Below are 23,391 nucleotides of genomic sequence, written 5' to 3' on the forward strand. Positions count from 1 at the left end.
GGCCTGCGGGGCGCATGAGAGGGACCTTATGATCATCGCGAAACCGACATGGACCGCGGACATCCACGGCCTTTTTACCGCTCCCTACTGGATCCCCGCTGCGCAGCGCGCGGCCGTGGCAGCCTCCTGGACCGGGTGCATGAACGCCTATTTCGTCTACCTGGACGACCCGGACTCGGTCAAAGCCTGGTCAGAAACCATCTACCAGCACCTGGCCTCGCGCAACATGCCGCTGACCCTCGACCAGCAACAGTTCTGGCCGATCGATGCGCTGGAAACCTTCAGGTTGTGGGTCAACCAGGGCTGGCGCCTGGACGCCGGCTCTCCCTTCGATCTGGCCGAACGCATCCCGCCACCGGACCTGCCCCAACCGGTCAGGCGGGTGAGAAAGGACATCCGCGCCCTGAGCCTCGAGGAACTGAACCTGTACCGCGCCCGCCTGGACGACGTGATGCAGGTGGGCGACCCCGACAGTGGTTCGCCCTGGCAACGTTACGCCTACATCCACACCAACTGGTGCCTGCATTATCAGGAGGCGTTTGCCCTCTGGCACCGGGCCTACCTGTTGTACCTGGAACAACTGATCGACTGCGCCATTCCCTACTGGGACTGGATGGCCGAAGATGCCAGCGTCGACGGCAGCCCGCAGGCCGGCCTGCCCCAGGCGTTTCTCGATGAAACCTATGTGCACCCGCACACCGGCGAAACCCGGCCCAACCCCCTGCGCTACGCGGCCGCCAAGGACGGTTGTTCCAAGGTGTGCGCCAGTGGCGCGGCCAAGGGGGTGGACTGCCGCTATGTGCAACGCGACCGGTTGTTCTACACCCACGGTGACGACTCGCGCTCGGATCGCGCCCGTTTGTACGGCATGAGCCGGATTTTCCAGCAACAGGTGGTGGATGCCCTGAAGTTCACCACCTTCAGCCAACCACAGGGTGTGCCCGGTTATCCGTGGGCCAACATCCCGGTGTTCGACCCGCCCCAGAAGGACAGCCTGTATCCCAATCGTGCCCTCAACTTCGACGGCCTGTACGAGCAACCCCACGACAACTATCACGGCTGGATCGGCGGCGACATGGCCGACAACGCCTACACCGCCTTCGACCCAGTGTTCTGCTCCTACCACGCCAACATCGACCGCATGCTCGAGGTCTGGATCAGGGCCAACCCCGGGGTGCAGTACACCACGCAGTGCCTGCTCCAGCCGTTCTCCGGCCACGACGCCACGCAGCTCACCTTCACCAGCGCCGACGCCTGGCGCTACACCACCATCGGCGACATGGCCCAGGACAGCCGGCACATCGGCTACGACTACGGCGTACCGGTGGCCCCACAGTTCGGCACGCCCAAGGCGGCCACCGGCGCCTGCTGCAAGCACAGCGCAAAAGCCGGGCCTGCCGCGGGCAACGCCGCAGGGCCCGGGCCGTGGGTGGTGTTCGATCATGTGCGCTGCACCCATGACACCTATCTGATCGATGTCTTTCTCGACCAGCCCGACGCTGCCACGCAGCACGTCAGCGCCGACAACCCCCATTACGTGGGGCGCTTCAGCCGTATCGGCATGGGGCTGGTGGACGACAAGGGCCGGTGCATCACCCACGGCGTGTCCCGTGCACTGAATGCGGCCCGCAACGCTGCTGCGCTGGGCCTTGGCCGCGGCGACGCGGTGCAGTTGTCGCTGGTGGTGACCCACCTCGACAGCGGCCGCGTGCTGACGCCTGACGAATACATGACCTTGCCCGGTTTCATCGCCCAACTGGTGTGGGACGACCCGCGCCAGACCCTCGCCGGCCCGCCCCCGGTCGCCGGCTGCTGCTCTGCTTCCACCTCACGCACATCAGGAGAACCGACATGAGCACGCCCTTCAAGCAGTTCACCTCTCCCGCCGGCCAAGCCCCCAAGGACTACAACAAGCTGGGCCTGGAAGACCAGTTGCCGCAGTTTGAAACCGACTGGAACAACAACCTCACCGGCTGGACCGAATCGTCGATCATCGGCAACCCCTGGTCGGGCCTGAACGACGCCCCCCGCTCGGGTTACTACAACCCGCTGGTGGAAGGTTTCGGCGACGTGACCGCCCCGGCGATCACCTGGGCGCCCTTCCCCAACCGGCTCTGGACGTTCTTCTACAACAACGGTGCGGCGGTCATTCCCCAGCTGGGTGGCAAGGCCATGACCCTGGACCAGGTGATGGAGTTGACCGACCACGGCCAGATCACCCTCGACAACACCCTCTACATGCTCTACGACCCCAACAAACAAGGTACCGTGCTGCAACTGCCGGCCAAGCGCTGCCCGAGCATCGACTGGAACGGCAAATACACGGCGTTCTCGCCTTCCGGGCCTCGGGGCTGGCTCGACGAGTACTGCGAGTGGTCGATCGTACGCGATGCCAACGGCAACATGCGCAAGATCACCTTCACCTGCGAAAACCCCGCGTACTTCCTGACCATGTGGCGCATCGACCCGAACGCAGTACTGGGGCTGTACCGCGACTACATCGACCCGAACGTGCAACTCGAAGACCTGTACCTGCGCTACACCGTCGACTGCCCGACCGGCAAGGCCGGCGACCCGGTCATCGACCCCACCACCGGCAAGCCGGCCTATGACACCGTCAACAAATGGAACGCCGGAACGGCCTGTGTGCCCGGCCAGTACGGCGGTGCAATGCACCTGACCTCCGGCCCCAATACCCTCAGCGCGGAGGTGTACCTGGCCGCCGCCGCCACCATCCTGCGCCCGGTGAGCAGCAGCCAGAACGCCCAGTCGTTGATCTGCTGCGCGCAGTACGGGCAAAACTATCGCAACTCTGATCCGCACATCGGTTTCATGGCCAATACCACGGCGGTGAACAACCGACTGTCGCTGACCAACCCCATTGGCCTGTACTTGCAGCAGCCCACCGATTTCAGCGCCTGGAAGGGCCCGCAAGGCCAGGACGTGAGCCAGTACTGGCGCATCACGCGCGGTACGGCCAAGTCGGCTGCCAACGGTTCCGACCAGATCCTGCAGGCGGTGTTCGAGGTGCCGGAAAGCGCTGGTTTCTCGATCAATGACATCACCATCAACAACCAGAAGGTCAACTATGTGTGGGTCATCGCCCAACAACTGTTGGTCGGCCTGAGCGTCACCGTCAAGCCGCTCAGCGCCACGCCCCAAGCATTCCCATGCGTGCAGGACCGGGTGGCCGGCCTGCAACCCTGGCCAGTGCAACTGCTGCCGCTGGACCTGTTCTACGGGCAATCCCCCACCGACCTGCCCGCCTGGCTTGCACCGGGTAGCAGCAACCAGTTCGTGCTGGTGGTGCAAGGTGCCGACCCGACTACCACGGCGCAGAATGCCAGGGTGCAATTCTCCAACCCTGGGGTGACGGCGCAGGTCACCCAGTACCTGCCCGACGCATCGGCCATTCCCGGCCAGACCAACTCGGGCGGCACCCAGGCCTACATTCTGACCATCACGGTCAGCCCCTCCGCAGCACCCGGCCTGGTGGCATTGCGTGCCCTCAACCCGGGTGAAGATGTGAACGTGAGCGCGACAGACCACCCTTGGGAATCTGGCCTGGCGCTGGTGCCTGGCGCCTGAGCCACGCCAGTCACCCCACTTACGCCCCTCTATTGCCGCACCTTCGGGTGCGGCTTCACAGCTTGCAAGGAGCGCAATGATGTCCAGGTCACGCTTGAGTCTTCTGTCGCTGCTGTGCGGCATTCTACTGTGCCTGTCGACCCCGCAACCCGCCACGGCGGCCACGCTGTCGGACGCCGATACCTGTGTACAGCAGCAATTGGTGTTCAACCCGGCCAGCGGGGGATTCCTGCCGGTCAACAACTTCAATGCCACCAGCCAGGCGTTCATGAACTGCTTTGGCTGGCAGTTGTTCATTGCCTTGAACTGGCCGGTGAACCCCGGTTGGCCAGCCACCGCCAGCCTGGCGGGCGAACCCGACATGCAAAGCACGCTGGCGCAGTTCGGGGTCCCCTCCACACCGGGTCAACCCATGAGCGTGGCCCCGGTATGGGCCAGCTACAAGGACGCCAACGACATCTTCCTGCCCGGCGCCCCCACGCCCACCGGCTGGGGCGTGCAAACCCTGGTACCGTCCGACTGCAGCACCCAAGGTAGCCTCAAGACACTCAAGGTGGGCGCACGCAAGTTCATGAACGCCACCTCCGAAGGCGCGATCAATGCCTTGCACGGTTTCCACCTGTCGACCGGGACACTTGCCTCCATTCCCGACCCGGTCATGGAAGCGTCCGGCGGCTGGCTGACGGACCAGGCGGGCAAACTGGTGTTTTTTGAACGCAAGGTGGGCAAGGCCGAGTTCGACTACATCGTCGACAAGGGGCTCTACGACGCCGCCAACCAATTGAAGGTCGCGCGAAACCTCGACGGCCAGACACCGGAGGGCCTGTCGCTGCCCATCGGTGAACCGATGCGTTCACTGCCAACCTCCCCAGTGCCACAGGAGCAACTGGGCGCGATCGAACTCAAGGCCGCCTGGCGGGTGCTGACCGGCAAACCCGAGCTGTTCGGGCGCTACCTGACTACCGTGGCCTGGCTCAAACGCCCCGACACGCTGGAGTGCACCCAGGAGGTGGTGGGGCTGGTGGGCCTGCATATCATCAACAAGACCCAGGCTTCGCCCAACTTCATCTGGACCACCTTCGAGCAGGTGGACAACGTGCCCGAACCGGCCCAGGTTCCGCCGCAACAAACCCCGCCAAACGGGTTTGCCTTCAACAACCCTGACTGTGGCAACGGCCCCGAGTGCACACCAAACCAAGCCCGTATCCAGTGCAAGCAAACGCATCCCGACAAGGACTGCACCGATCTCTTCCCACGCGACCAGCCGGTACAGACCACCCGCGAACACCCCGTGCCCGGCGACCTGCAAGCCCTCAACAGCGCGGTACAAGCCAACTTCGCGCAGCACAGCCAAGGCAAGTCGGTGTTTCAGTACTACAAGCTGGTCAACGTACTCTGGACCCTCGCTCCCAATCCGCCCAGCCCGGAACCGGGAGCCAACGCGCAAGTGCCGCTGTCGTACGGGCCGTTCATCAGCCAGGGCAACGTGCCGGTGGCCAACACCACCATGGAGACCTACGTGCAGGGTGATAACTGCAACCAGTGCCATCAGTACGCGACGATTGCCGGCAGCCCGTCATTGGCCTCGGATTTCTCTTTCCTGTTCAACAGTGCCGGCTCCGCCAGCAACAAAAGCCTGATCAAAAGCGTCAAAGCCTTCGAAACCCTCAAGGACCGCCCCTGAACCGCAAAAGGGGCGATCTCCGATCGCCCCGAACAGGGTTTCGCAGATGGCGCTGCCCTTCAGGCACCTTCCTGCCCACACACCAAAATCTCGTACCCCTGAAATTCATGCGTTTAGTCAGCTAGCCAAATATTCCTTGAATACCGCGCGAACGGGCCTCGGTCATAACAGTACACACAGACCTTCCTGTGTTTGACCCGAGGTAAGCGATCATGGCAAACAATCAAGACAAAGGTGGCAACCAGGGCAATGCTGACACCGGCATGGGCAACAATACTGCCGGAGCTGGCCAGCAAGGCGGCCAAGGTTCGGGGGGGCGGATGCCCGGTCAGCAGCAAGGTGGCAGCCAATCCGGCCAAAAACCTGAGGACAAGATGAACAAGGACTGGGAACGTTCCCGTGATACGGGCAGCCAGGGCGGCCAGGGTACGACCGACAAGCAGAACCAGAACCTGCAAGACAAGGACCGCATGGGTGGTCAGCAAAACCAGGCAGATGATCAGCAGCAGTGGGATAAAGAGCGCTGATAATCAGCAGCGGGCATCAGGGTGATTGCTGCCCTGATGCCACCTCCATGGTACGGGAGGGGCATGATGAACAACGCCAGAGAACGACACTCGACGGTCATTTGCCTGCAAGCAGGACGCATCCTTTTCGTGCGCAAGCAAGGCGCTGAATGGGCGTTGCCAGGCGGGAAGATTGACCCAGGCGAGCATCACCTGGATACAGCGCAGCGCGAGCTGATGGAGGAAACTTGCCTACCCTTCAATGGTGCTCGATTCCTCAACCATTACGTGCTTGCAGGTGAGGAGCACTACCTCTATCAGCTGCCTGTTGAAGCGGGAGCAAAGCCTGCTGCAGATCACGAGATAGTCGAGTGCCGCTGGTTCACCGCCCCAGAGCTTCACGAAGTTCGGGTCAAGCCATCCAACATCGAGTTGCTTGAACGAGAACACCTGCTTCCTGTGTAGTGGATCAGAGCCAGAAAGCGCATATCCCCCGGGCTGCGTGCGTTGTCATTCAACCAATACGACCCGCCGGGCATCTCTTCGCACGGCTTGAGGCGGGACACCAAAACCACGAATGAACACCTCCCGCATGTGCCGACGGTCCCTGAACCCGGTTTCCTTCGCCACCACATCCAGGCTGTGGCGACTCTGCTCGATCATCAGGCGGGCAGCCTCAAGACGCAGGCTTTCCACAGCCTTGGCAGGTGATTGACCTGTCTCGGCAGTGAATACGCGGGTAAATTGTCGGGGGCTCAAATGCACGGACTCGGCGAGCTCTTCGACACTCAATGGACGGCTCAAATGCTTGCGTGCGTAATCCAGGGCGTTTTGTATCCGATCAGACTTCGGCGAAAGCGCCAGCAACTCGGAATGCTGCGATTGCCCACCGGAGCGGCGCTGATGCATCACCAGCTTGCGTGCCACTGACCTGGCCATCTCGGTTCCCAGGTCTTTTTCCACCATACCCAGTGCCATGTCCAGGGCGGCGGTCATCCCGGCGGACGTCCAGATCTGCCCGTCCACAATGAAGATTCGGTCTTCTTCCACTTCGATCTTCGGGTGCAGTTCACGCAACTTTTTCGCATAGGCCCAATGTGTCGTGGCCCGCCGGTTGTCCAGCACGCCTGCCTGGGCCAACACGAAACAGCCGGTACACAGACCGGCCGTGCGTCGAGCGCCATCGACAAAGCCTCTGACGCTGGCCAGCACTTCCTCGCCTGGCGGAGTCAGCGGCGTCAGGGTCCCCGTGATCATCCAGGTATCAGCCAGACCAGGAGCGCCCAACGGCAGCGTGTCCATGTACATGCCCAGAGAAGAACGCACCGTGCCGCCGCCGATGGAAAAATTCTGGATCTTGTAAACCGTTTCGCCCGCGACAATGTTCGCGAACTCGAACACGGCCTGCGTCGCCAGCGACATGATCTGGAAACCTTCGGTGATGAGATAGCCGACCCGGTGCATGGTTGGAGCTCCACATTGGATGTCCTGAAAACGTACCATATGTGTCGTTTAAGACAAAGGCGACCTTCTGCATCATGGGCTCCACATCCAACAACGGAGCATGACCATGAAGCAGCAATTCAAAGGCACTGCCCTCATCACTGGCGCCTCTACCGGCATCGGCGCGATCTACGCAGAACGCTTGGCGCGTCGGGGTTACGACCTAGTGCTGGTGGCCCGCAACCGGGAGCGCCTCAATACGTTGGCCAGCCGGCTGACTACGGAAACCCGGCAGAACGTGGAGGTGTTTCCGGCAGACCTGGCAAACACAGATGACCTGGCCAAGGTAGAACGCAAATTGCGCGAGGACGCCAGTATCAGCCTGCTGGTGAACAACGCAGGCATAGGCACCCACACCAGCCTGCTGGAAAGTGATGTCGAGCGCATGGCTGAAATGATCACCCTCAACGTCACCGCCCTCACCCGCCTCACCTACGCGACCATCCCCGGATTTGTCGCCCGTGCGCAAGGCGCCGTGATCAACATCTCGTCCGTTGTCAGCCTGGCGCCGGAGCTGCTCAATGGTGTGTACGGGGGCAGCAAGGCGTATGTCACCGCCTTTACCCAGTCCCTGCACAAGGAGCTTGCGGACAAAGGCATAAGGATCCAGGCAGTGCTGCCAGGAGCCACCGCCACCGACTTCTGGCAGATCGGCGGCTTGCCGGTCGAAAACCTTGATCCGGGCATCGTGATGTCGGCCCAGGACCTGGTGGACGGTGCCCTCCAGGACTTTGACGACGAGGTACTAATCTCTATCCCCTCGATGCATGACCTGAAGTCCTTCGAACGCTACGAGGCCAGCCGGCAAGCCCTGTTCGGCCAGCTGTCCAGCAATCAGCTTGCCCCTCGCTACAACGCCAACTGAACAATGCAAGGAGACGGATCATGAAACTTAGCGCAAACACCATTTTCATTACCGGCGGTACCTCAGGCATCGGCCGCGCCCTGGCCGAGGCATTCCACCAACGTGGTAATAAAGTGATCGTTGCGGGGCGCCGTCAGGCACTGTTGGATGAAATCGCCCAGGCCAACCCGGGGATCGATACAGTGCGCCTGGACATCAATGATCCGCAGCAGATCAAGGAGGTGGCCCAGGATGTGATCCGCCGCCATCCTGCATTGAACGTGATCATCAACAATGCCGGCGTCATGCCGTTCGACAATCCGGCTTCCGGGGACCTCGACGACGAACAAGCAGTGAGCCTGCTGCAGACCAACCTGCTCGGCCCGGTGCGCATCAGCGCAGCCTTCGTCGAGCACCTCAAGCGCCAACCGGATGCTTGCATCATCAACAACAGTTCGGTTCTGGCCTACCTGCCGCTGGCGGCCACCGCTTTGTATTCGGCGACCAAGGCCGCCATCCACTCCTACTCACTGTCGCAGCGGTTCAGCCTGCGTGACACCAGCGTCAAGGTACTGGAAATTGCGCCACCTTGGGTGGACACCGATCTGATTCACAAGAGCGGTGATGAGCGCGCCATGCCGCTGGATGATTTTATCCAGGAAACCTTGGTCAAGCTCGAATCCGCAACCACGGAAGTCCTGGTGGATCGTGTCGTCCCGCTGCGAGCCAACCAGGGCCTGAACGAACACGAACTGATTCACCAGTTCAACCTGGCGCTGGTTGAGAACCCGATCCCTGTTGCCTGAACCCAATTCCCGAATCCCGACAACGTTGCGCAGTCTGTTGGCAACGTTCCACCACAAGGCAGCTAGCCGATTTTCAGCGAAATGCGGAAAGTGTTCCGGCAATTGCCCGGTTTTTCAGGGAGGGCGACACGATTAGCCTGTTACCACTGTTTACCTGAAAGGTCACATCCCAATGAAAGCAATCGTCTACGAAACCCCCGGCCTCCCGATCCAGGATTCCCGATCGTTGTACGAGCACGAACTGCCCAAACCCACGCCCGGCGCCAGGGACCTGTTGGTGGAAGTCAAAGCTATCGCAGTAAACCCGGTCGATACCAAGGTCAGAGCCACCCGCGGCGGCGCCCATCCCCAGGTGTTGGGATGGGATGCCGTGGGCGTCGTTCGCGAGGTCGGCGCCGAGGTGTCGTTGTTCCAGCCTGGCGACGAAGTGTTCTACGCCGGCGCGATCGACCGCCCGGGCACTTACAGCGAGTTTCACCTGGTCGACGAACGCATCGTCGGGCACAAGCCTCGTACTCTGGACAATGCCAGTGCCGCAGCCTTGCCGCTGACGTCCATCACCGCCTGGGAGCTGCTGTTCGACCGCCTGGGTGTTGAGGAAAATGGCGGCGCTGGCAAGAGCCTGCTGATCATCGGTGCCGGCGGCGGGGTTGGTTCGATCCTGGTACAGCTTGCACGCAAGCGTACCCAGCTCAAGGTGATCGGTACCGCGTCACGGCCTGAAACCCAGGCTTGGGTCAGCGAACTCGGGGCACATCACGTCATCGACCATTCGGCATCCTTTGCCCTGCAACTGGAGCAACTCCAGCTCAACCCAGTGGATTACGTGATCAGCCTGACTCACACCGATGCGTACCTCGCGCAGATCGTCGAAGTCCTGCGCCCACAGGGCAAGCTCGCGCTGATCGATGACCCTGAGCATCTTGATGTCGTGCCGTTCAAGCGCAAATCGCTGTCGGTGCACTGGGAGCTGATGTTCACCCGCTCGCTGTACCAGACCGAGGACATGATCAAGCAGCACCATCTGCTGGAAAAAGTCTCGGCGCTGGTCGACGAAGGGGTCATCAAGACCACCGTTGGCGAGCACTTCGGCAGCATCAATGCCAGCAACCTCAAACGCGCCCATGCCCTGATCGAAAGCGGCAAGGCAAAAGGCAAGATTGTGCTGGAAGGCTTCTGAGCATTCATCCAGTCAAGGTAACCAAGGCGGGGCCATGAGCCCCGTCAGCTTATCCATCAGCACCGATGAGCTGCTCGAAACGCTCCGCCAGAAACGCTCTGAGCACCTGCACGGCAGGTGTGAGCGAGGTTCGATGAGCGCACACCAGTTGCAACGGCGCAGGTTGGCCGTAATCCCAAGGAAACAACTCGACCAGCCGCCCAGCGCGTATATCCGCCAGAACGTCCAGCCTGGATTTGTAAACGATCCCCAATCCTTCAACGCCCCAGCGCCGAACGACATCGGCGTCATCGCTCAAGCGGTCGCCTGTAACCTGGACGGTCTTGATTCCATCGGGCAAATGGAAACTCCATCGCTCGTAAGTCTGCTCGCCCATCACATAGCGCAGGCAATTATGCCTGCCCAGGTCTTCCAGAGCGTCTGGCGCCCCATGTCGTGCCAAGTATTGAGGTGAGGCGCAGACCGTTCTGCGATTCCCTGGGGCGAGCATCAGTGAAACGAGGCTGGAGTCTGCCAGTTGCCCATACCTGATACTCGCATCCAGTTGCTGGCCGACAAGGTCGGCCACCTGATCGCTGACCCGCAGTTGCAGCGTCACCTTGGGGTTCAACCGCTGGAAATCGTCGAGCCAGGGCAGCAGCAGATTCCTGCCAATATCCGAAGGGATGGACAGGCGAAGTGTACCCGCGATCTCATCTCGCCCTTCGGTCAGCGCCACCTCACCGGCGTCCAGTGCGTCCAAGGCCTGACGGGCATGGGGCAGATATCGCTCGCCATCATCCGAGAGCCGCAAACGCCTCGTGGAGCGCACGAACAACCTGGCACCCAGGCTGCTTTCCAGTCGCTGGACAGCGCCGCTGGCCAAGGCCGGTGAAATATCCAACAACCTGGCCGCTGCCGAGAAGCTGCCGGCAAAGGCTGTTGTGACGAAGACCTGAAGATCATCAAACCGAACTGTTTTCTTCACTGTGGCGAATTCTTGACCTGGCGCGTGGGCCAAAGCGTAGCGATATTGCGCAGCCATTCCCAGCCTGGGCCTATACAACCTTCGTGATGAGCCGCCAGCCCTCTGCGCAGGCAGAGGGGCCGGCGACGCACATCCCTCGGGATCAGGAATTGAAGCCCAACCCTGAGGAAAGGTCGGAGTCTGCAGCCTTGCGCTCTGCCTGTGTAGACGCTTTACCACCCACCTTGTCGAAAGACTCTTCGACCGACGCCTTCACCTCGCGGCCCTTGGCCTTGAGTGTGTCGCTCAAACGATCACTGCTGGCGCCCATCAGCTGGTCTTCCTTGCGGGTAGTGGGTAATGCGGCCCCCAATGCCGCACCCAGTGCTATGCCCAAAGCGGCCAATACCAGAGGTTGCTCCTGCAGCAGGTGATCGAACTGGCCCTTCAGTGCCGTGGCCTGATCTGCGGCCTTGTGTGCCGAATGGCGCAGGGTATCCGCGGAAGCCCCCACGGAGTCGCGGGCGCCGCTGCCAAAGTCGCTGGCCCGATCGCGCATGTCATGGGCTTTCATGCGCACCTTCTGGCTGGCGTCGTGCACTGCCTCCCCCGCCTGCGCGAAAGCGCCCTTCACCGTGTCCACCGCGTCGCCGAGTTTTTCGCCCAGCCCAGGCCCATGGTGTGCAGGCCCGGGGTTGAAGGGGCGGTTCTGGTTCAGGCCCAGCCAGGCCAGGCCCAATACCGTCAGGGTTGCGGGTACGGGGTTGTTCTTGAGGGTGGTGCCAAGGTTCTCGAAGAACTCGCCGCCATTGCCCTTGGCATAGGCCAGGACCCGGTCGACCATCTGGCCCGGGCTCAGGCGCTGTTCGAGGGCGTCCACCAGATCGCTGATGTGCTCGCGCTTGGCGTTGATTTCCTGCTCGAGCAAGTCCGGGTCTTTGTGCGCTTCATGTTCGAAGGAAGTGGTCATGGCAGTTTCCTCTTCAGCGTGTCCTTGTCCTGCTGCATGGCATGCAAGGTACGGTCAGGGGCCAGATGCGTGGGTTCGAACCGTTTCTTGCCCGACTGCAACATGATGAACCCGATTACCAAGGTGACCGCGCCCACGATCAGGGCTGCCAACCAGGGTTCGAGCACCATCGCCAAGGCGTAGACTGCCGCCAGCAACAGGATGACGAAGCCCGCCAGCATCACGATCGCACCCGCTGCCACCGCAGCCGTGCCGGCCTTGAGGGTGGCGAGGTTCTGCTGCAGCTCTGCCTTGGCCAGCGCCAGCTCCTTGGTGAACAGGTCCGGTACTTCCCGCATCAGCTGGCGCAACAAACCGCCAACACCGACGGCGTCGTCTTCCGCCGTGTGCAAGCTCGGGGTGGTATGCAAGGGTTCTTTGTTCATCATTCACCTCCTTTGAGTGGATCGCGTTCGAACGGGCTGCCACTGACCGGCGTGCCTGCACCAGGGCCGACTGGGTCGACTGGGGTGAAAGGTTCACGGGTGGATACGTCGCTGCCACGATCAGGCACTGGCTGCGCGGGGCGGGACTGTTGCCAATCACCGGACGACGCAGGGGTGGTGGACTCATGGCTGGTGCTGGCTCGCATGAAACGCGATACGGCAAACCCGATGGCGACGCTACCGGCCAGGAATAGCGCCGGGTTGCTCCTGGCCAACTGAGCACCACGCTGCAGCAGGCTTTCGGCACTTTCATGGCGTACCTGTTCGGCGAACTCACCCACGCACTCTGCTGCCTGGTTCAGGTACTGCGACAGCCCGAGACTGTCCTTGCCTTGCAGCGCAGCTGCCGCCGAACGCGCACCTTCCTCGAGCGAATCAAGCTGATCGGCTGCGTTATCGCGGTAATGGTCGAACTGCTCGCTGCCTTTGTGCCTGGCCTCGCCAAGCAGCGCACCGGCGTCATCGATCAAGGCATGTTCCTGGGTGCTACCGGGTGGAGACGTCGAGCTTTGATTAGTCTTGTCCATCGTTTCGCCCTCGAAGCTGATTGTTGGGTGGATGCCGTCTTTACTGGGGCATTCATTCGAGGGACGCAGGTGGGGCTGCAGGAGTTCAGCGTTTGTGATCTATGACACTTGTCTGGAGACCCAAAGAAAATGGCGCAATCAAACCTGGTTATTGGTACCGGAGCAAAGGCTTTGAAGGTGGCGGTAATCAGCGTCGACAACGATTGGAGTACCGCGTTGTCTCGGGGTGCAGCCGCGCCGCTCACGCCAGCTGGATGAAGACCGCGTAAATACCGAGAATCATCCAGAAGACCAGGAATATCCAAGGCGTACGCAGCGAAAATAACAACGACTTGCGGTGCCCGGCCAGGGAGGTTTCCGCCTCGCTGAACAGTGGCGATTCGTCATATGCCAGGCCCATCAATGGCTCGCTGCGCAGAAGGTGGCTCTGTTTCAATTGCCAGTGCTCGATGATCTTGTAGGCCGCGCGAATGCCCGGCCAGGCATTGAGTGAACTCAACACGCCCAGCAATGCGAGAAACGGGGGAACCACCAGCGTGAACATCTCGCCCCAGCTCTGGTTGAGGTTACTCATTGACGACACGAAGGCGATCACCAGAAACGACTGGGCAGCTAGATAGGCGTCAGTGCGGTTGGCAAGGATGCTGGTCTCGTACTGGATTTCACGGCGGTAGAAATCCAGGCGTTCCTTTGGCGAGCCGAACATGCGGGCGTTCCGCTCGCTGATCTCGTGTTCAGGGGTGCCTGGAGTGATGATTTGCGGCACGTACTGGCTCCTGAAAGTGAGAGTGATGGTGCCTCGAAACTTGAGAAGCGAACCCATGAGCGCAAGCCTGCCTGAAGACTTCAGGCAGGCCTTGCGCACAACAAGCTTCAGGTATTGCCGGTACCGCTATTGGAAAACTTCTTCACATCAATGGTCGGTGCGACGAACTCCGGCCCGTCGCCCGATACCCGCCAGCGCACATTGCCGATGCCGTAGCGCTCAGCCATTGGCCGGCTGACCTTCTTGATCTTGTGCTGGCCGAACCGTGGAATGATACCCACGCCGGCATCGCAACTTGCCCAGTGCCAGGCTTCGGCGTTGTCCATACGCTCGAGCCGGATGATGAAGGTGCGAAATTCCCCATGAAGCTCGTACTCGATCACATACAACTGCTGTCCAGCCATTGCACTCTCCTTCACCAATTCAGACTAATGGAGCGAGCGACGTGTAAAAAGATTCATTAATTTTGACTGATTTGTCATCGCTCTTTTCCATCGCCATGCTTCCATCACTTCCTCAGCGCAAATGCCGCTCCAAAGCCAGTGCATTGGCTATCGCAGCGCCGGAGGCGGTGTTATCGAAAATGCACCAGGTGGGCGCTCCGGCGGCAAGGCTGTGCGGCAAGCGTTCAGCCAGACGCTGCAGATATTCGTCGGAATACTCGCTGTGGTAGATCCTCGGTTCGCCATGCAGGCGCCAGTAGACCAGCCCCGGCCAACCTCCCGGTTGCGCATCGGTAACGAAGCGCGACGGGCTCGCGGCAACCTGGGCGATGCGCAAATCGACCAGCATCGGCTGCGCCGATTGCCAGCTGGCGTGCCTGGGCTCCAGCGCTACCGGCCCGTCATACCGTTGCCGCAGGCTTTCGAAGAAACGTCGCGCATGCTGGGGGTCATGGCCAAGCGATGGCGGCAGTTGTACCAGCAGGCAACCCAGGCGGTCGCCCAACTGACCGCATTGAGCAAGAAACCTGTCCAGCGCCTCCTCGCACCCGCAGAGCCGCTGCTCATGGCTGATGGCCTTGGGCACCTTCACCGCAAAGCGGAAATGCTCAGGTACGGACGCAGCCCAACGGGCATAGGTTTCCGGGCGATGGGGTCGGTAGAAGGAACTGTTGATTTCCACTGCATTGAAGCGGGTGGCGTAGCGTTGCAGGTGGCTGCCGGGCTGCGCAAATGCCTCGGCGTAACGGTTCGACAGGCTCCAGCCAGCGCAACCCAGATAAATCATCAGCTACCGGCCGGTTCGCCACGCAACGCCTCGCCCTCACCCGCGACGCGTCGGGCATATCCCACACCCCACAGCAACGCACGCCTCATGGTTTCCCCCGCGCGTTGGTCATAGATCCGTTCGCACAGCACCGAACCGTCGGTGCGATAGACACCAATGAACAACTGCGTGGCGCCTGTGCGTGACAAGCGCGTCTGCACTTCCAGGCAAGTGCCGGTTCCGAGCGTTTCCTCATGGGTTTGATGGTGCAGGATCGGGTCGCACCACTTTCTATAGGTTTCACCTCTTCTTTTCATCTGCCAGCCCTCACCTTTTCATGGTTGCTGATAATGCCCCGGTGACGTGCCTGGCTCATGGTCGTGCTCCAGACGTTGCACCTGCACGTCAGTGAAAGATGACGCTTCGTTGCGGTGCAGGCCTTGGAGGTAATCGCGCGCTGCTTCGCGGCTCAGGTCCTCCTGGTCGCTGCGCAATTCGCAGGTGCCGGGTTGGTTGTCGAGGATGTAGCTGATCAGGTACAGGTACTGGGCCATCGCTGTAACTCCTGCTGGCTGAATGAAATCGGGCGACTCAGCTCGATTGATCCTGGCTTGAGTGCAGCCGTTCAGCAGCGACGACGACCGGCTCAGGAATCAGGGAGGGCTGCCATCCGCAGACTGGGCTGAGCAATCAAGGGAAGTGGACGCCAGACATCCAGGCGAACAAAAGACGGGGCGTGCCTGGATCCGGACGTACCTCCCCTGCCAACTACACTCAGTCGACACACGTCTGCGCAGAGACGGCAATCATGCCTACGCAAACCGCAATCGTGTTCGCTGGCGGCGGCAGTCTGGGTGCGGTCCAGGTGGGGATGCTGCGGGCCCTGGTCGAAGCCGAAGTCCAGTTCGACATGGTGGTTGGCGCCTCGGTAGGCGCCATCAACGGTGCCTACTTTGCAGCAAGGCCCAACGCTCAGGGTGTCGAGACTCTCGCCGAATTCTGGCGGGGCCTGAGCAGAACCGAGAGCATGCGCCAGCTTGTGAGTGACATCGAACACTTCCGCACGCTCACCAGCCTGCATATCGTTCCGCCCTTGTGCCCGGTCGATGTCTCGGTATTCAACTTCGACCAGACCGAGTCGTTGCTGGAGCGGGCCTATGAGCAGACGCTTCGGTGGCTGGACCACGGCGGGCTCGAACGGACCAAGGTGCCGGGTGCCCTGACCGTTCACTCGCATGCCCATGAGCATTGAATGATGTGGACAGTTCGGGGCCTTACACATCTGCCCGGCGAAACACCAATACCCTTGAAACAGTGGTTTGGCATACGGCATCGTCCTGATTCAGCGTGATGCTCTCAAGGACAGCGAAGCCCCGGTCAGGCTTCGACTTCGACGCGGCAAGCTCCCTTATGGTTGTGGTCACTCGCAACAGGTCACCTGGTCGCACGGCCCTTGGCCAGCTGATTTCGCTGCCAGCGCCGATGAGCCCTCCAGCCACTGGAACACTCTCTACCAACAACCGCATCGTGACTGCGGATGTATGCCAGCCGCTAGCAGCCAGCCCAGCAAAAAAGGTTTCTTGGGCAGCATCGGGGTCCGTATGGAATGGCTGGGGGTCGAACTCCGAGGCGAAACTCAGGATCCGCTCCTGGGTCATTTCATACGAGCCGCTCATGAAGGACTCACCTACTTGCAAGTCCTCGAAAAAGAGCCTTTCAGGTGCAGAAGCCATGAGTTACCTCCTGGGTATGCAGGCAGCGACGGCAAAGCGAAACGTCTGGAACTGGCGCCAGTTTAGCCCTTCCCTACCTGCCTGCCTCCAAAAGCCACGCTCACGCTAGCGCTGCTCCCGTACGAACTCGATGAAGGCCCTTAACGCCGCAGGCACCTGGCGGCGGCTCGGGTAGTACAGATACAGCCCCGGGTAGTAGTGACACCAGTCCTCCAGCACCTGCTGCAGATGGCCACGCTCCAGGTGCTCCTTGGCCATGTCTTCGAACACGTAGGCCAGGCCGAGCCCTTGCAAGGCAGGCGCCAGCATCAGGCTGACGTCACCCAATACCAAGGGCCCCTGGACATCGACCTCCAGTTGCACACCCCCGCGCTCGAACTCCCATCGATAAAGTGCGCCACCAGGGAAGCGGTGCCCGATGCAAGGTAGTTGCTTCAAGTCTTGCGGGTGCTGTGGAACAGGATATCGATCGAAAAACGCGGGCGCCGCTACCACCACCGAACGAAGGTAAGGGCCGATGGGCAGCGAAACCATGTCCGCCTGGAGTCGCTCCCCCAGGCGCACGCCAGCGTCAAAGCCGGTGCCCACCATGTCCACCAGCGCATCGTCACTGACGATTTCCAGGCGTATATCCGGATACGCCAGCAGAAAGCGATTGGCCAGTGGCAGTAGCGCGAGCTCTACTGCGGCGCGCCCGGCAGTGATACGCAGGTTGCCTGACGGTTTGTCGCGGAAGTTGTTGAGGTCCTCCAGCGCGTCGGCGATGTCCCGAAAGGCCGGTTGCAGCCTCTGGTAAAGACGCTCCCCGGCCTCGGTAAGCGCCACACTGCGCGTGGTGCGGTTGAACAGGCGAACATCAAGACGGGTTTCCAGAGCCCGCAGCGCATGGCTCAGGGCCGAGGGCGTAAGGCCCAGCTCGACTGCCGCGCGGCTGAAGTTCAGGTGGCGGGCAATGCACAGGAACAGGGACAGATCGGCGGTGCTGGTTGGCTTCATTACTGAAAGCTACTCAAAGGCCTATGTAATATTCATGGGATTATCACAGCAATCCGCAGATTTTAAAGTTCGCTCAACTCATCGAGAAGGCCCGCATGGTGCAGGGTCGGATACAGGAGGAGTTGACATGCGTACCTGGCTTATTACTGGCGCTTCCCGCGGTTTCGGCACCCTGATCGCCGAACAGGCCCTGGCAGCGGGTGACGCCGTCATCGCAACGGCGCGTAACCCGGAAGACATCGAGGCTCGCCTTGGCCGGCACCCGAACCTGTTGGCCGTGCGCCTGGATGTGACCCGCGAAGAGGACGCCCATGCGGCGGTCGCTGCTGGCATCAAGCATTTCGGGCAAATCGACGTGCTGGTCAACAATGCCGGTTATGGCGTGCTCGGCGCGGTAGAAGAAACCAGCGCCAGCGAAACCGAACGGCTGTTCGCCACCAACGTTTTCGGGCTGCTCAACGTAACCCGCGCCGTACTGCCCCACATGCGTCGCCAACGCAGCGGCCACGTGATCAACATCTCGTCGCTCGGCGGCTACCAGGCCTACATGGGCTGGGGGGTGTACGGTTCGACCAAGTTCGCGGTCGAAGGCATCAGCGAAGCGATGCATCAGGAGCTGGCCCCCTTGGGGATCAAGGTGACCGTGGTCGAGCCGGGCTTCTTCCGTACCGACTTCCTGGATGACCAATCGCTGGTGAAGACAGCCCTGGAGCTGCCTGACTACGCAGCCACCGTCGGCGTCATGCGCCACCACGCCGAGGCGGCCAACCATGCCCAGCCCGGCAACCCTGCGAAGCTGGCCGAAGCCCTGCTGGCCCTGGTCAATGCAGCGAACCCGCCACTGCGCCTGGCGCTGGGCAGCGATGCCGTCGCGCGCATCGAGGCCAAGAACAGCGCGGTAGAGCAAGAGCTGGCCCAGTGGCGGGACCTGTCGCTCTCTACCGACTTTGCCGCGTAGCCGTCGCTGGCGTGCCAAACCTGAACCGGGGGCGCCGGTTCAGGTTGTCAGTGGCATTGAACAGCCGCCTCGACAATCAGCTGGACCAAGAGCGTAACCTGCACGCTCAAGGCAACGTTTGCAGGGTGAACCAGGCCAATGTCGCGATGGAACGTGTGGGCGCCAAGATCATAGGCGCGCACGGAGGCAGGCCAGGCGTCCCGGCTGACTGTTTGTGGTACCAACGCTACCCCCACACCCTTCCCGACCAGTTCGGTGATGGCATCCAGTTCGTCCAGTTCGCACACGTCTCTGGTATTGAAATGAAATTGTCGAAGGAAGCGGTCGACCTGGCGCCCACCAAATGACGAGCGATCGTAGCGAATGAAGGGTTGGGTCGAAAGCATTTCGCCCCACTCTGCATCCGCGAGCCCGGCTGGAACGATCAGCCTGTAAGGCTCGCTTGCCAACGTTGTCCAGTGCAGATCGCTTTGCAATTCGAACGGCGGCCTGATGATCACGGCGATGTCGATTTCCCGGGCATCTACCGCACTCAGCAGCTCCAGCGACAGGCCAGGGATGATCCGCGTGCGACATTCAGGCCGGGCACCATGAAACTGCGCCAGTGCTTGTGGCAGCAGTGACCTCTGTACCGACGCGATAGCGCCGACCTCGACCTGCACGGTAGGCGCCACACCCTGTGCACCGGAACCCAGGCTGTTGTAAAGCCTGACGAGTTCCTGGGCCTGCTCCAGAATCTGCTGCCCGCGCCTGTTCAGCTGGGCGTTGCGGCCTTTGCGTTCAAAGATCTCATACCCCAGTTCGGCCTCCAGCCTCTGCATCTGCGCGCTTACGGCCGCCTGGGTCAGGTTCACCTTGAGCCCGGCCGCAGCGAACGTGCCCTCCCGGGCCACGGCAATCAGGGTCTTGAGCTCGCGGATCATTCATAAATTTCCTTTGTGTTTTCAAGAAAAATATATTGATTTTTTTATCACTTGGCCACTCCTAGAATCGGCAAGCACAAGAAACAAGCCACCCACCCCATCGACAACCTGTTACTTCACAGGTCGTTACCCATAGCCCTCAAGGAGTTTCTGATGAGCCTGTCCCCCTTCCATCTCGCCATTCCGGTTTACGATATTCCCGCGGCTCGCAAGTTCTACGGCGAGGTGTTCAACCTTGAAGAAGGACGTTCCGCAGCCCAATGGGTCGACTTCAACTTCTATGGCCATCAACTGGTCATCCACGAACATCCCAAGATGCCCTACCAGGAACATGCACTTAGCAACCCGGTAGATGGACACAATGTGCCAGCCCCTCACTTTGGCGTGATTCTGCAGTGGGACGAGTGGGAAGCGCTTGCCAAGCGCCTGACCGACCTGGGTACCGAATTCGTTATCGAGCCCTACATCCGCTTCAAAGGCCAGGTGGGCGAGCAAGCCACCATGTTCCTCTTCGACCCGTGTGGTAACGCGCTGGAGTTCAAAGCGTTCAAGGACATGGGACAGATCTTCGCCAAATAGCGTTGTTTGCCCGCGTGCTCCCGGGCGTGAGCGCGTCGCTCACGCCTTCAATTACTGCCAACAGCGCAGCACACCTTAAATCAATAAAAACAGGCTGGCGTCATGAAAAAAGTCCCACTGGTCTGGCAGATCGTTATCGGCTTATTGCTCGGCATCAGCGTTGGCTGGTTCTTGAATACACACCCGGAACATCAACAATGGGTCAGCAGTGAAGTGCTCAAACCCCTGGGTGACATCTTCATCAAGATGATGAAGATGATTGTCGTGCCCATCGTCTTCTGCTGCATGGTGCTCGGCATTGCAGGGGGTGGCGACAACAAGTCGTTTGGCCGTATGGGGGTCAAGTCCCTTGGCTACTTTTTCGCAATCACCACCTTGGCAATCATTGTCGGGCTCGTGCTGGCCAATCTTCTGGGGCCTGGTTCAGGTACGGTGATCGCCGGCATGGCGGGAGGCGCTGCGAGCATTAAATCGGAACCTGCAAAAGGCGCTTTGCTGATCCTGCAGAACATTGTGCCGGACAACCTCTTCCAGTCGCTGTCCGAAGGCAAGTTGCTTTCCATCCTGTTCTTCGCGGTACTATTCGGTATGGCCCTGAACGCCTTGCCGCGCGAAAAGAGTGCCCCAGTCGTAGCGACACTCCAGGGCACCGCCGACGCAATGTTCAAGCTGGTGAACTATGTCATGGCATACGCGCCCATTGGGGTGTTCGGCATGATCGGTTCCACCGTGGCAACCTTCGGCTTCGCCTCCCTGCTGCCATTGATGAAGTTGATCGGGGTCGTTTACCTGGCACTGATCCTCTTCGCACTGATCGTACTTGGCGGTATCTGCCTGTTGATCGGCGAGAACCTGTCGAAGCTTGTCCGCTATTTCAAGGACGAGTTGATCCTGGCGTGCTCGAGTGCGGCATCCGCGGCGGTAATGCCACAGCTGATGGAGAAGCTTGAACACTATGGTGTTCCCAGACGTATCGTCAGCTTCGTAGTACCGGTCGGGTATGCGTTCAACCTGGATGGGGCGTCGATTTTCCTGGGGGTCGCGACGATCTTCATCGCCCAGCTTTACGGTATAGACCTCACACTGTCCCAACAAATACTGCTGGTCGTGACCATGGTGCTCACCTCCAAGGGCGCAGCCGGTGTTCCAGGCTTCGCAATCATCATCCTCTCGGCCACGCTGGCATCTGCCGGGCTTCCCCTCGATGCTGTGGCACTGGTGGCAGGCATCTTCCGAGTGATTGAAAGCGGGACTACCACGCTGAACGTGCTAGGCAATGCAATCGCACCACTGGTGATTGCCCGTTGGGAGGGGGTTCAGTTGAAGCCATCCCGGCGTGAGGCGGCGAGTAGAGGTTGATGGGCCAATTGCCCAGCCCTTCGAGCTGCGCTGTCGCGCAGGGAACGATATTCGAGAGCGAGTCACATTCCCTGTGGGAGCGGGCGTGCCCGCGAACACCGGCGCAGCCGGTGCCACGCACCGCGTTGGCCGTTTCGCGGGCGCGCCCGCTCCCACAGTAACTGTGTATGCCTTCATAGCTTACAAACAGCCAACATGCTCGCAGCGTCGCTGCACTCGAACTTGCCGGGTGCTTCGACCGCAATGTGCCTGACCACCAAGTCGTCGACCAACATGGCATAGCGTTGCGAACGCCGACCCATGCCGCGTGCCGATAGGTCCTGGATCAGGCCCAGCGCCTCGCTGAATTCACCATTGCCATCGCCAATCATCCTGACCGCCTCGCCCACCTGCAGGCTCGCGCCCCAGGCATTCATGACGAATGCATCATTGACCGAAACACAGAGAATTTCGGCAACCCCGGTAGCGAACAGGTCCTGGGCCGCGGCCACGTAGCCCGGTACGTGCCGCTGCGAACAGGTAGGCGTGAAGGCACCAGGCAAGCCGAAGATCACCACTTTTTTCTGCTTGCAGCGCTCGTGCAGGGAAAACGCGTTCGGGCCGATTGCACAGCCGCCCTCGCCGTTGCTGTACAGGTAAAGCGTTACGTCGGGCAGTGTATCGCCGGTCTTGATCATCGTTTTCTCCGTGGGGCGGTAAATGGCCAAGCATGATGCAGCATCCACCAAGGTGCGTACATACAGCGGTCTGGCCTGGAAAGCTGGATGTCAGCTACCACGACGCGCCTCAAGCCACTGGAACAACCCCATGCCAACCAGCATCGCAGCGACGAACAGCCAGGCCTGCCAGTACCCTGCAGGCAGCAGCACCAGGGCCGGCCCCGGGCAGATGCCCGCAAGCCCCCAGCCAATGCCGAATACCAGGCTGCCGCCGATAAGGCGGCGGTCCACATCACGTCGGCCAGGCAATTGCATCGCCCCACCCAGCAGGGCCGTTGGATGACCGCTCGCCCAGCGCATCGGTATCCATGCTGCGGCAATCGCCCCGATCATCACTAGCGCCAGCGAAGGGTCCCATTGCCCTGCGATGTCGAGAAAGCCGAGCACCTTGGCGGGGTCGGCCATGCCTGCCAGCAACAACCCCACGCCGAACAGCAGCCCGGCGATGAAACCACTGAACACCGGCATTTCAGGCCCCTTGTACGAGATGGCGGACCACATACACCGTGGCAAAACCGGTAGCCATGAAGCACAGCGTTGCCACCGCCGAACGGGGTGACAGGCGCGACAGGCCACAGACGCCGTGGCCGCTGGTACAACCGCTGCCATAGCGCGTCCCCAGCCCTACCAGAAGGCCCGCCGCGATGAGTGTCCAGGAAGCCGTGGTGAAACGGGCTGACGGCAGCGTGGCAAATATCCCCCAAAGCAACGGGGCTGCCAGCAGCCCCAAAAGAAAGGCAAGCTTTTCTCTGCGCCCTTCCCCGCCTCGCTGCAGCATCGAACCGAGCAAACCACTGATTCCTGCAATACGGCCATTCACCACCGCGAACAGCCCAGCCCCCAGCCCGATCAACACACCACCAGCCAGCGCGGACCATGGTGTAAAGGCCAGCCAATCAATTGCCATCGTATTTCTCCCGGAACAGGAACAAGAGAACAATTAACGGTTCAGTAAGAAAGTTGAAGAATACCACGACCCCTATGCCGACAATTTCAATGAGATTAGCCAGCCTATTCAAAGTGCATGAAGCTGCACTTGTTTGATGCAGGTCAAATTCGCGACCAGATGGCCGCCTAGACTGCAATCATCCAGGCATACCACGGCCTTGA

Annotated in this window: 28 protein-coding genes; 12 read left to right on the top strand and 16 right to left on the bottom strand. The window is 60.8% G+C overall.

Translation table 11 applies throughout. From position 1 onward, the window contains the following. The first annotated feature begins 28 nt into the window (after positions 1–28). From ACLCGK_RS16505 to ACLCGK_RS16525, 5 genes are all read left to right on the top strand, one after another. Positions 29–1,855 (top strand): tyrosinase family protein, encoded by a 1,827-nt coding sequence (locus ACLCGK_RS16505; protein WP_410952436.1) that lies wholly within the window; start codon positions 29–31, stop codon positions 1,853–1,855. Beyond that, positions 1,852–3,588: a hypothetical protein gene (locus ACLCGK_RS16510; protein WP_054571939.1), complete on the top strand. Its 1,737-nt coding sequence runs from the start codon at positions 1,852–1,854 to the stop codon at positions 3,586–3,588. The genes ACLCGK_RS16505 and ACLCGK_RS16510 overlap by 4 nt, the downstream gene beginning before the upstream one ends. A gap of 79 nt (positions 3,589–3,667) precedes the next feature. After that, positions 3,668–5,272 (top strand): hypothetical protein, encoded by a 1,605-nt coding sequence (locus tag ACLCGK_RS16515; RefSeq protein WP_102083948.1) that lies wholly within the window; start codon positions 3,668–3,670, stop codon positions 5,270–5,272. Positions 5,273–5,484: 212 nt separating this feature from the next. Continuing rightward, complete coding sequence (locus tag ACLCGK_RS16520) at positions 5,485–5,799, top strand: hypothetical protein (RefSeq protein ID WP_061551487.1); 315 nt, start codon at positions 5,485–5,487, stop codon at positions 5,797–5,799. 66 nt (positions 5,800–5,865) lie between these two features. Continuing rightward, positions 5,866–6,243 (top strand): NUDIX domain-containing protein, encoded by a 378-nt coding sequence (locus tag ACLCGK_RS16525; protein WP_024087115.1) that lies wholly within the window; start codon positions 5,866–5,868, stop codon positions 6,241–6,243. A 45-nt stretch (positions 6,244–6,288) separates the two neighbouring features. Here the strand turns inward: ACLCGK_RS16525 and ACLCGK_RS16530 are convergent, their stop codons facing one another. Continuing rightward, positions 6,289–7,242: a GlxA family transcriptional regulator gene (locus tag ACLCGK_RS16530; RefSeq protein WP_023663297.1), complete on the bottom strand. Its 954-nt coding sequence runs from the start codon at positions 7,240–7,242 to the stop codon at positions 6,289–6,291. Positions 7,243–7,348: 106 nt separating this feature from the next. On the opposite strand from ACLCGK_RS16530, the gene ACLCGK_RS16535 reads away from it, so the two are divergent. The 3 genes from ACLCGK_RS16535 to ACLCGK_RS16545 all read left to right on the top strand — a co-directional run bounded on the left by ACLCGK_RS16535 (position 7,349) and on the right by ACLCGK_RS16545 (position 10,111). After that, positions 7,349–8,146 carry an SDR family NAD(P)-dependent oxidoreductase gene (locus ACLCGK_RS16535; protein ID WP_410952437.1) on the top strand — a complete coding sequence of 266 codons (798 nt, stop codon included), beginning with the start codon at positions 7,349–7,351 and terminating at the stop codon, positions 8,144–8,146. A gap of 20 nt (positions 8,147–8,166) precedes the next feature. After that, complete coding sequence (locus tag ACLCGK_RS16540) at positions 8,167–8,931, top strand: SDR family oxidoreductase (RefSeq protein WP_137137456.1); 765 nt, start codon at positions 8,167–8,169, stop codon at positions 8,929–8,931. A gap of 172 nt (positions 8,932–9,103) precedes the next feature. Continuing rightward, on the top strand, positions 9,104–10,111 hold the full coding sequence (locus ACLCGK_RS16545; RefSeq protein ID WP_410952438.1) for a zinc-binding alcohol dehydrogenase family protein: 1,008 nt from the start codon (positions 9,104–9,106) through the stop codon (positions 10,109–10,111). Between the two features lie 49 nt (positions 10,112–10,160). On the opposite strand, the gene ACLCGK_RS16550 is transcribed toward ACLCGK_RS16545, so the two are convergent. The 9 genes from ACLCGK_RS16550 to ACLCGK_RS16590 form a co-directional block, all read right to left on the bottom strand. Next, a complete protein-coding gene (locus tag ACLCGK_RS16550) occupies positions 10,161–11,135 on the bottom strand; it encodes a LysR substrate-binding domain-containing protein (RefSeq protein ID WP_410952439.1) in 975 nt (324 codons plus the stop codon). An 85-nt stretch (positions 11,136–11,220) separates the two neighbouring features. Next, complete coding sequence (locus tag ACLCGK_RS16555; RefSeq protein ID WP_410952440.1) at positions 11,221–12,027, bottom strand: DUF3618 domain-containing protein; 807 nt, start codon at positions 12,025–12,027, stop codon at positions 11,221–11,223. Further along, complete coding sequence (locus tag ACLCGK_RS16560; RefSeq protein WP_003258743.1) at positions 12,024–12,452, bottom strand: phage holin family protein; 429 nt, start codon at positions 12,450–12,452, stop codon at positions 12,024–12,026. The genes ACLCGK_RS16555 and ACLCGK_RS16560 overlap by 4 nt, the downstream gene beginning before the upstream one ends. Further along, complete coding sequence (locus ACLCGK_RS16565; RefSeq protein ID WP_410952441.1) at positions 12,452–13,039, bottom strand: hypothetical protein; 588 nt, start codon at positions 13,037–13,039, stop codon at positions 12,452–12,454. Before ACLCGK_RS16565 ends, ACLCGK_RS16560 begins: the two co-directional genes overlap by 1 nt. Before the next feature lie 241 nt (positions 13,040–13,280). Continuing rightward, the gene (locus ACLCGK_RS16570) at positions 13,281–13,805 is read right to left on the bottom strand and encodes a hypothetical protein (RefSeq protein WP_015270276.1); all 525 of its coding nucleotides are present in this window, start codon (positions 13,803–13,805) and stop codon (positions 13,281–13,283) included. Positions 13,806–13,912: 107 nt separating this feature from the next. Next, complete coding sequence (locus tag ACLCGK_RS16575) at positions 13,913–14,209, bottom strand: DUF6555 family protein (protein WP_015270275.1); 297 nt, start codon at positions 14,207–14,209, stop codon at positions 13,913–13,915. 112 nt (positions 14,210–14,321) lie between these two features. Next, positions 14,322–15,035: a DUF72 domain-containing protein gene (locus ACLCGK_RS16580; RefSeq protein ID WP_410952442.1), complete on the bottom strand. Its 714-nt coding sequence runs from the start codon at positions 15,033–15,035 to the stop codon at positions 14,322–14,324. Then, entirely contained in the window at positions 15,035–15,331 is a 297-nt protein-coding gene (locus ACLCGK_RS16585; protein WP_013972584.1) for a hypothetical protein, read from the bottom strand. The genes ACLCGK_RS16580 and ACLCGK_RS16585 overlap by 1 nt, the downstream gene beginning before the upstream one ends. An 18-nt stretch (positions 15,332–15,349) precedes the next feature. Beyond that, a complete protein-coding gene (locus ACLCGK_RS16590) occupies positions 15,350–15,568 on the bottom strand; it encodes a hypothetical protein (RefSeq protein WP_013972583.1) in 219 nt (72 codons plus the stop codon). A gap of 254 nt (positions 15,569–15,822) precedes the next feature. Between ACLCGK_RS16590 and ACLCGK_RS16595 the strand changes: the two genes are divergently transcribed. Then, a complete protein-coding gene (locus ACLCGK_RS16595; protein ID WP_410952443.1) occupies positions 15,823–16,266 on the top strand; it encodes a patatin-like phospholipase family protein in 444 nt (147 codons plus the stop codon). Positions 16,267–16,288: 22 nt separating this feature from the next. Here the strand turns inward: ACLCGK_RS16595 and ACLCGK_RS16600 are convergent, their stop codons facing one another. Then, on the bottom strand, positions 16,289–16,747 hold the full coding sequence (locus ACLCGK_RS16600; RefSeq protein WP_061551478.1) for a MaoC family dehydratase: 459 nt from the start codon (positions 16,745–16,747) through the stop codon (positions 16,289–16,291). Between the two features lie 105 nt (positions 16,748–16,852). Beyond that, positions 16,853–17,743: a LysR family transcriptional regulator gene (locus ACLCGK_RS16605; RefSeq protein ID WP_013972578.1), complete on the bottom strand. Its 891-nt coding sequence runs from the start codon at positions 17,741–17,743 to the stop codon at positions 16,853–16,855. 127 nt (positions 17,744–17,870) lie between these two features. Here ACLCGK_RS16605 and ACLCGK_RS16610 point away from each other — a divergent pair, with 127 nt between their 5' ends. Further along, positions 17,871–18,701, top strand: a complete 831-nt coding sequence (locus ACLCGK_RS16610; RefSeq protein ID WP_410952444.1) for an oxidoreductase — start codon at positions 17,871–17,873, stop codon at positions 18,699–18,701. A 47-nt stretch (positions 18,702–18,748) separates the two neighbouring features. Here the strand turns inward: ACLCGK_RS16610 and ACLCGK_RS16615 are convergent, their stop codons facing one another. Beyond that, on the bottom strand, positions 18,749–19,624 hold the full coding sequence (locus ACLCGK_RS16615) for a LysR substrate-binding domain-containing protein (protein WP_410952445.1): 876 nt from the start codon (positions 19,622–19,624) through the stop codon (positions 18,749–18,751). 153 nt (positions 19,625–19,777) lie between these two features. Between ACLCGK_RS16615 and ACLCGK_RS16620 the strand changes: the two genes are divergently transcribed. After that, positions 19,778–20,203 carry a VOC family protein gene (locus ACLCGK_RS16620; RefSeq protein WP_410952446.1) on the top strand — a complete coding sequence of 142 codons (426 nt, stop codon included), beginning with the start codon at positions 19,778–19,780 and terminating at the stop codon, positions 20,201–20,203. A 102-nt stretch (positions 20,204–20,305) separates the two neighbouring features. Continuing rightward, the gene (locus tag ACLCGK_RS16625; protein WP_410952447.1) at positions 20,306–21,562 is read left to right on the top strand and encodes a cation:dicarboxylate symporter family transporter; all 1,257 of its coding nucleotides are present in this window, start codon (positions 20,306–20,308) and stop codon (positions 21,560–21,562) included. A gap of 173 nt (positions 21,563–21,735) precedes the next feature. Here ACLCGK_RS16625 and ACLCGK_RS16630 read toward each other — a convergent pair whose 3' ends face one another. The 3 genes from ACLCGK_RS16630 to ACLCGK_RS16640 form a co-directional block, all read right to left on the bottom strand. Further along, positions 21,736–22,239: a peroxiredoxin gene (locus tag ACLCGK_RS16630; protein ID WP_410952448.1), complete on the bottom strand. Its 504-nt coding sequence runs from the start codon at positions 22,237–22,239 to the stop codon at positions 21,736–21,738. 90 nt (positions 22,240–22,329) lie between these two features. Beyond that, complete coding sequence (locus tag ACLCGK_RS16635; protein WP_024087109.1) at positions 22,330–22,749, bottom strand: DUF6691 family protein; 420 nt, start codon at positions 22,747–22,749, stop codon at positions 22,330–22,332. Position 22,750: 1 nt separating this feature from the next. Further along, positions 22,751–23,188, bottom strand: coding sequence for a YeeE/YedE family protein (locus ACLCGK_RS16640; protein WP_003258763.1), 438 nt, complete (start codon positions 23,186–23,188; stop codon positions 22,751–22,753). Positions 23,189–23,391: the final 203 nt, after the last annotated feature.

This window comes from Pseudomonas sp. S1(2024) (genome assembly GCF_046557535.1).

Excerpts from the sequence above, each read along its gene's own strand:
- ACLCGK_RS16585 (WP_013972584.1), bottom strand. The coding sequence starts at position 15,331 with ATGAAAAGAAGAGGTGAAACCTATAGAAAGTGGTGCGACCCGATCCTG.
- ACLCGK_RS16630 (WP_410952448.1), bottom strand. The coding sequence starts at position 22,239 with ATGATCAAGACCGGCGATACACTGCCCGACGTAACGCTTTACCTGTAC.
- ACLCGK_RS16640 (WP_003258763.1), bottom strand. The coding sequence starts at position 23,188 with ATGGCAATTGATTGGCTGGCCTTTACACCATGGTCCGCGCTGGCTGGT.
- ACLCGK_RS16620 (WP_410952446.1), top strand. The coding sequence starts at position 19,778 with ATGAGCCTGTCCCCCTTCCATCTCGCCATTCCGGTTTACGATATTCCC.
- ACLCGK_RS16575 (WP_015270275.1), bottom strand. The coding sequence starts at position 14,209 with ATGGCTGGACAGCAGTTGTATGTGATCGAGTACGAGCTTCATGGGGAA.
- ACLCGK_RS16530 (WP_023663297.1), bottom strand. The coding sequence starts at position 7,242 with ATGCACCGGGTCGGCTATCTCATCACCGAAGGTTTCCAGATCATGTCG.
- ACLCGK_RS16525 (WP_024087115.1), top strand. The coding sequence starts at position 5,866 with ATGAACAACGCCAGAGAACGACACTCGACGGTCATTTGCCTGCAAGCA.
- ACLCGK_RS16600 (WP_061551478.1), bottom strand. The coding sequence starts at position 16,747 with ATGGCTTCTGCACCTGAAAGGCTCTTTTTCGAGGACTTGCAAGTAGGT.
- ACLCGK_RS16605 (WP_013972578.1), bottom strand. The coding sequence starts at position 17,743 with ATGAAGCCAACCAGCACCGCCGATCTGTCCCTGTTCCTGTGCATTGCC.
- ACLCGK_RS16610 (WP_410952444.1), top strand. The coding sequence starts at position 17,871 with ATGCGTACCTGGCTTATTACTGGCGCTTCCCGCGGTTTCGGCACCCTG.
- ACLCGK_RS16615 (WP_410952445.1), bottom strand. The coding sequence starts at position 19,624 with ATGATCCGCGAGCTCAAGACCCTGATTGCCGTGGCCCGGGAGGGCACG.
- ACLCGK_RS16535 (WP_410952437.1), top strand. The coding sequence starts at position 7,349 with ATGAAGCAGCAATTCAAAGGCACTGCCCTCATCACTGGCGCCTCTACC.
- ACLCGK_RS16565 (WP_410952441.1), bottom strand. The coding sequence starts at position 13,039 with ATGGACAAGACTAATCAAAGCTCGACGTCTCCACCCGGTAGCACCCAG.
- ACLCGK_RS16555 (WP_410952440.1), bottom strand. The coding sequence starts at position 12,027 with ATGACCACTTCCTTCGAACATGAAGCGCACAAAGACCCGGACTTGCTC.
- ACLCGK_RS16625 (WP_410952447.1), top strand. The coding sequence starts at position 20,306 with ATGAAAAAAGTCCCACTGGTCTGGCAGATCGTTATCGGCTTATTGCTC.
- ACLCGK_RS16505 (WP_410952436.1), top strand. The coding sequence starts at position 29 with ATGATCATCGCGAAACCGACATGGACCGCGGACATCCACGGCCTTTTT.
- ACLCGK_RS16595 (WP_410952443.1), top strand. The coding sequence starts at position 15,823 with ATGCCTACGCAAACCGCAATCGTGTTCGCTGGCGGCGGCAGTCTGGGT.
- ACLCGK_RS16510 (WP_054571939.1), top strand. The coding sequence starts at position 1,852 with ATGAGCACGCCCTTCAAGCAGTTCACCTCTCCCGCCGGCCAAGCCCCC.
- ACLCGK_RS16515 (WP_102083948.1), top strand. The coding sequence starts at position 3,668 with ATGTCCAGGTCACGCTTGAGTCTTCTGTCGCTGCTGTGCGGCATTCTA.
- ACLCGK_RS16520 (WP_061551487.1), top strand. The coding sequence starts at position 5,485 with ATGGCAAACAATCAAGACAAAGGTGGCAACCAGGGCAATGCTGACACC.
- ACLCGK_RS16560 (WP_003258743.1), bottom strand. The coding sequence starts at position 12,452 with ATGAACAAAGAACCCTTGCATACCACCCCGAGCTTGCACACGGCGGAA.
- ACLCGK_RS16635 (WP_024087109.1), bottom strand. The coding sequence starts at position 22,749 with ATGCCGGTGTTCAGTGGTTTCATCGCCGGGCTGCTGTTCGGCGTGGGG.
- ACLCGK_RS16545 (WP_410952438.1), top strand. The coding sequence starts at position 9,104 with ATGAAAGCAATCGTCTACGAAACCCCCGGCCTCCCGATCCAGGATTCC.
- ACLCGK_RS16590 (WP_013972583.1), bottom strand. The coding sequence starts at position 15,568 with ATGGCCCAGTACCTGTACCTGATCAGCTACATCCTCGACAACCAACCC.
- ACLCGK_RS16550 (WP_410952439.1), bottom strand. The coding sequence starts at position 11,135 with ATGGCTGCGCAATATCGCTACGCTTTGGCCCACGCGCCAGGTCAAGAA.
- ACLCGK_RS16540 (WP_137137456.1), top strand. The coding sequence starts at position 8,167 with ATGAAACTTAGCGCAAACACCATTTTCATTACCGGCGGTACCTCAGGC.
- ACLCGK_RS16580 (WP_410952442.1), bottom strand. The coding sequence starts at position 15,035 with ATGATTTATCTGGGTTGCGCTGGCTGGAGCCTGTCGAACCGTTACGCC.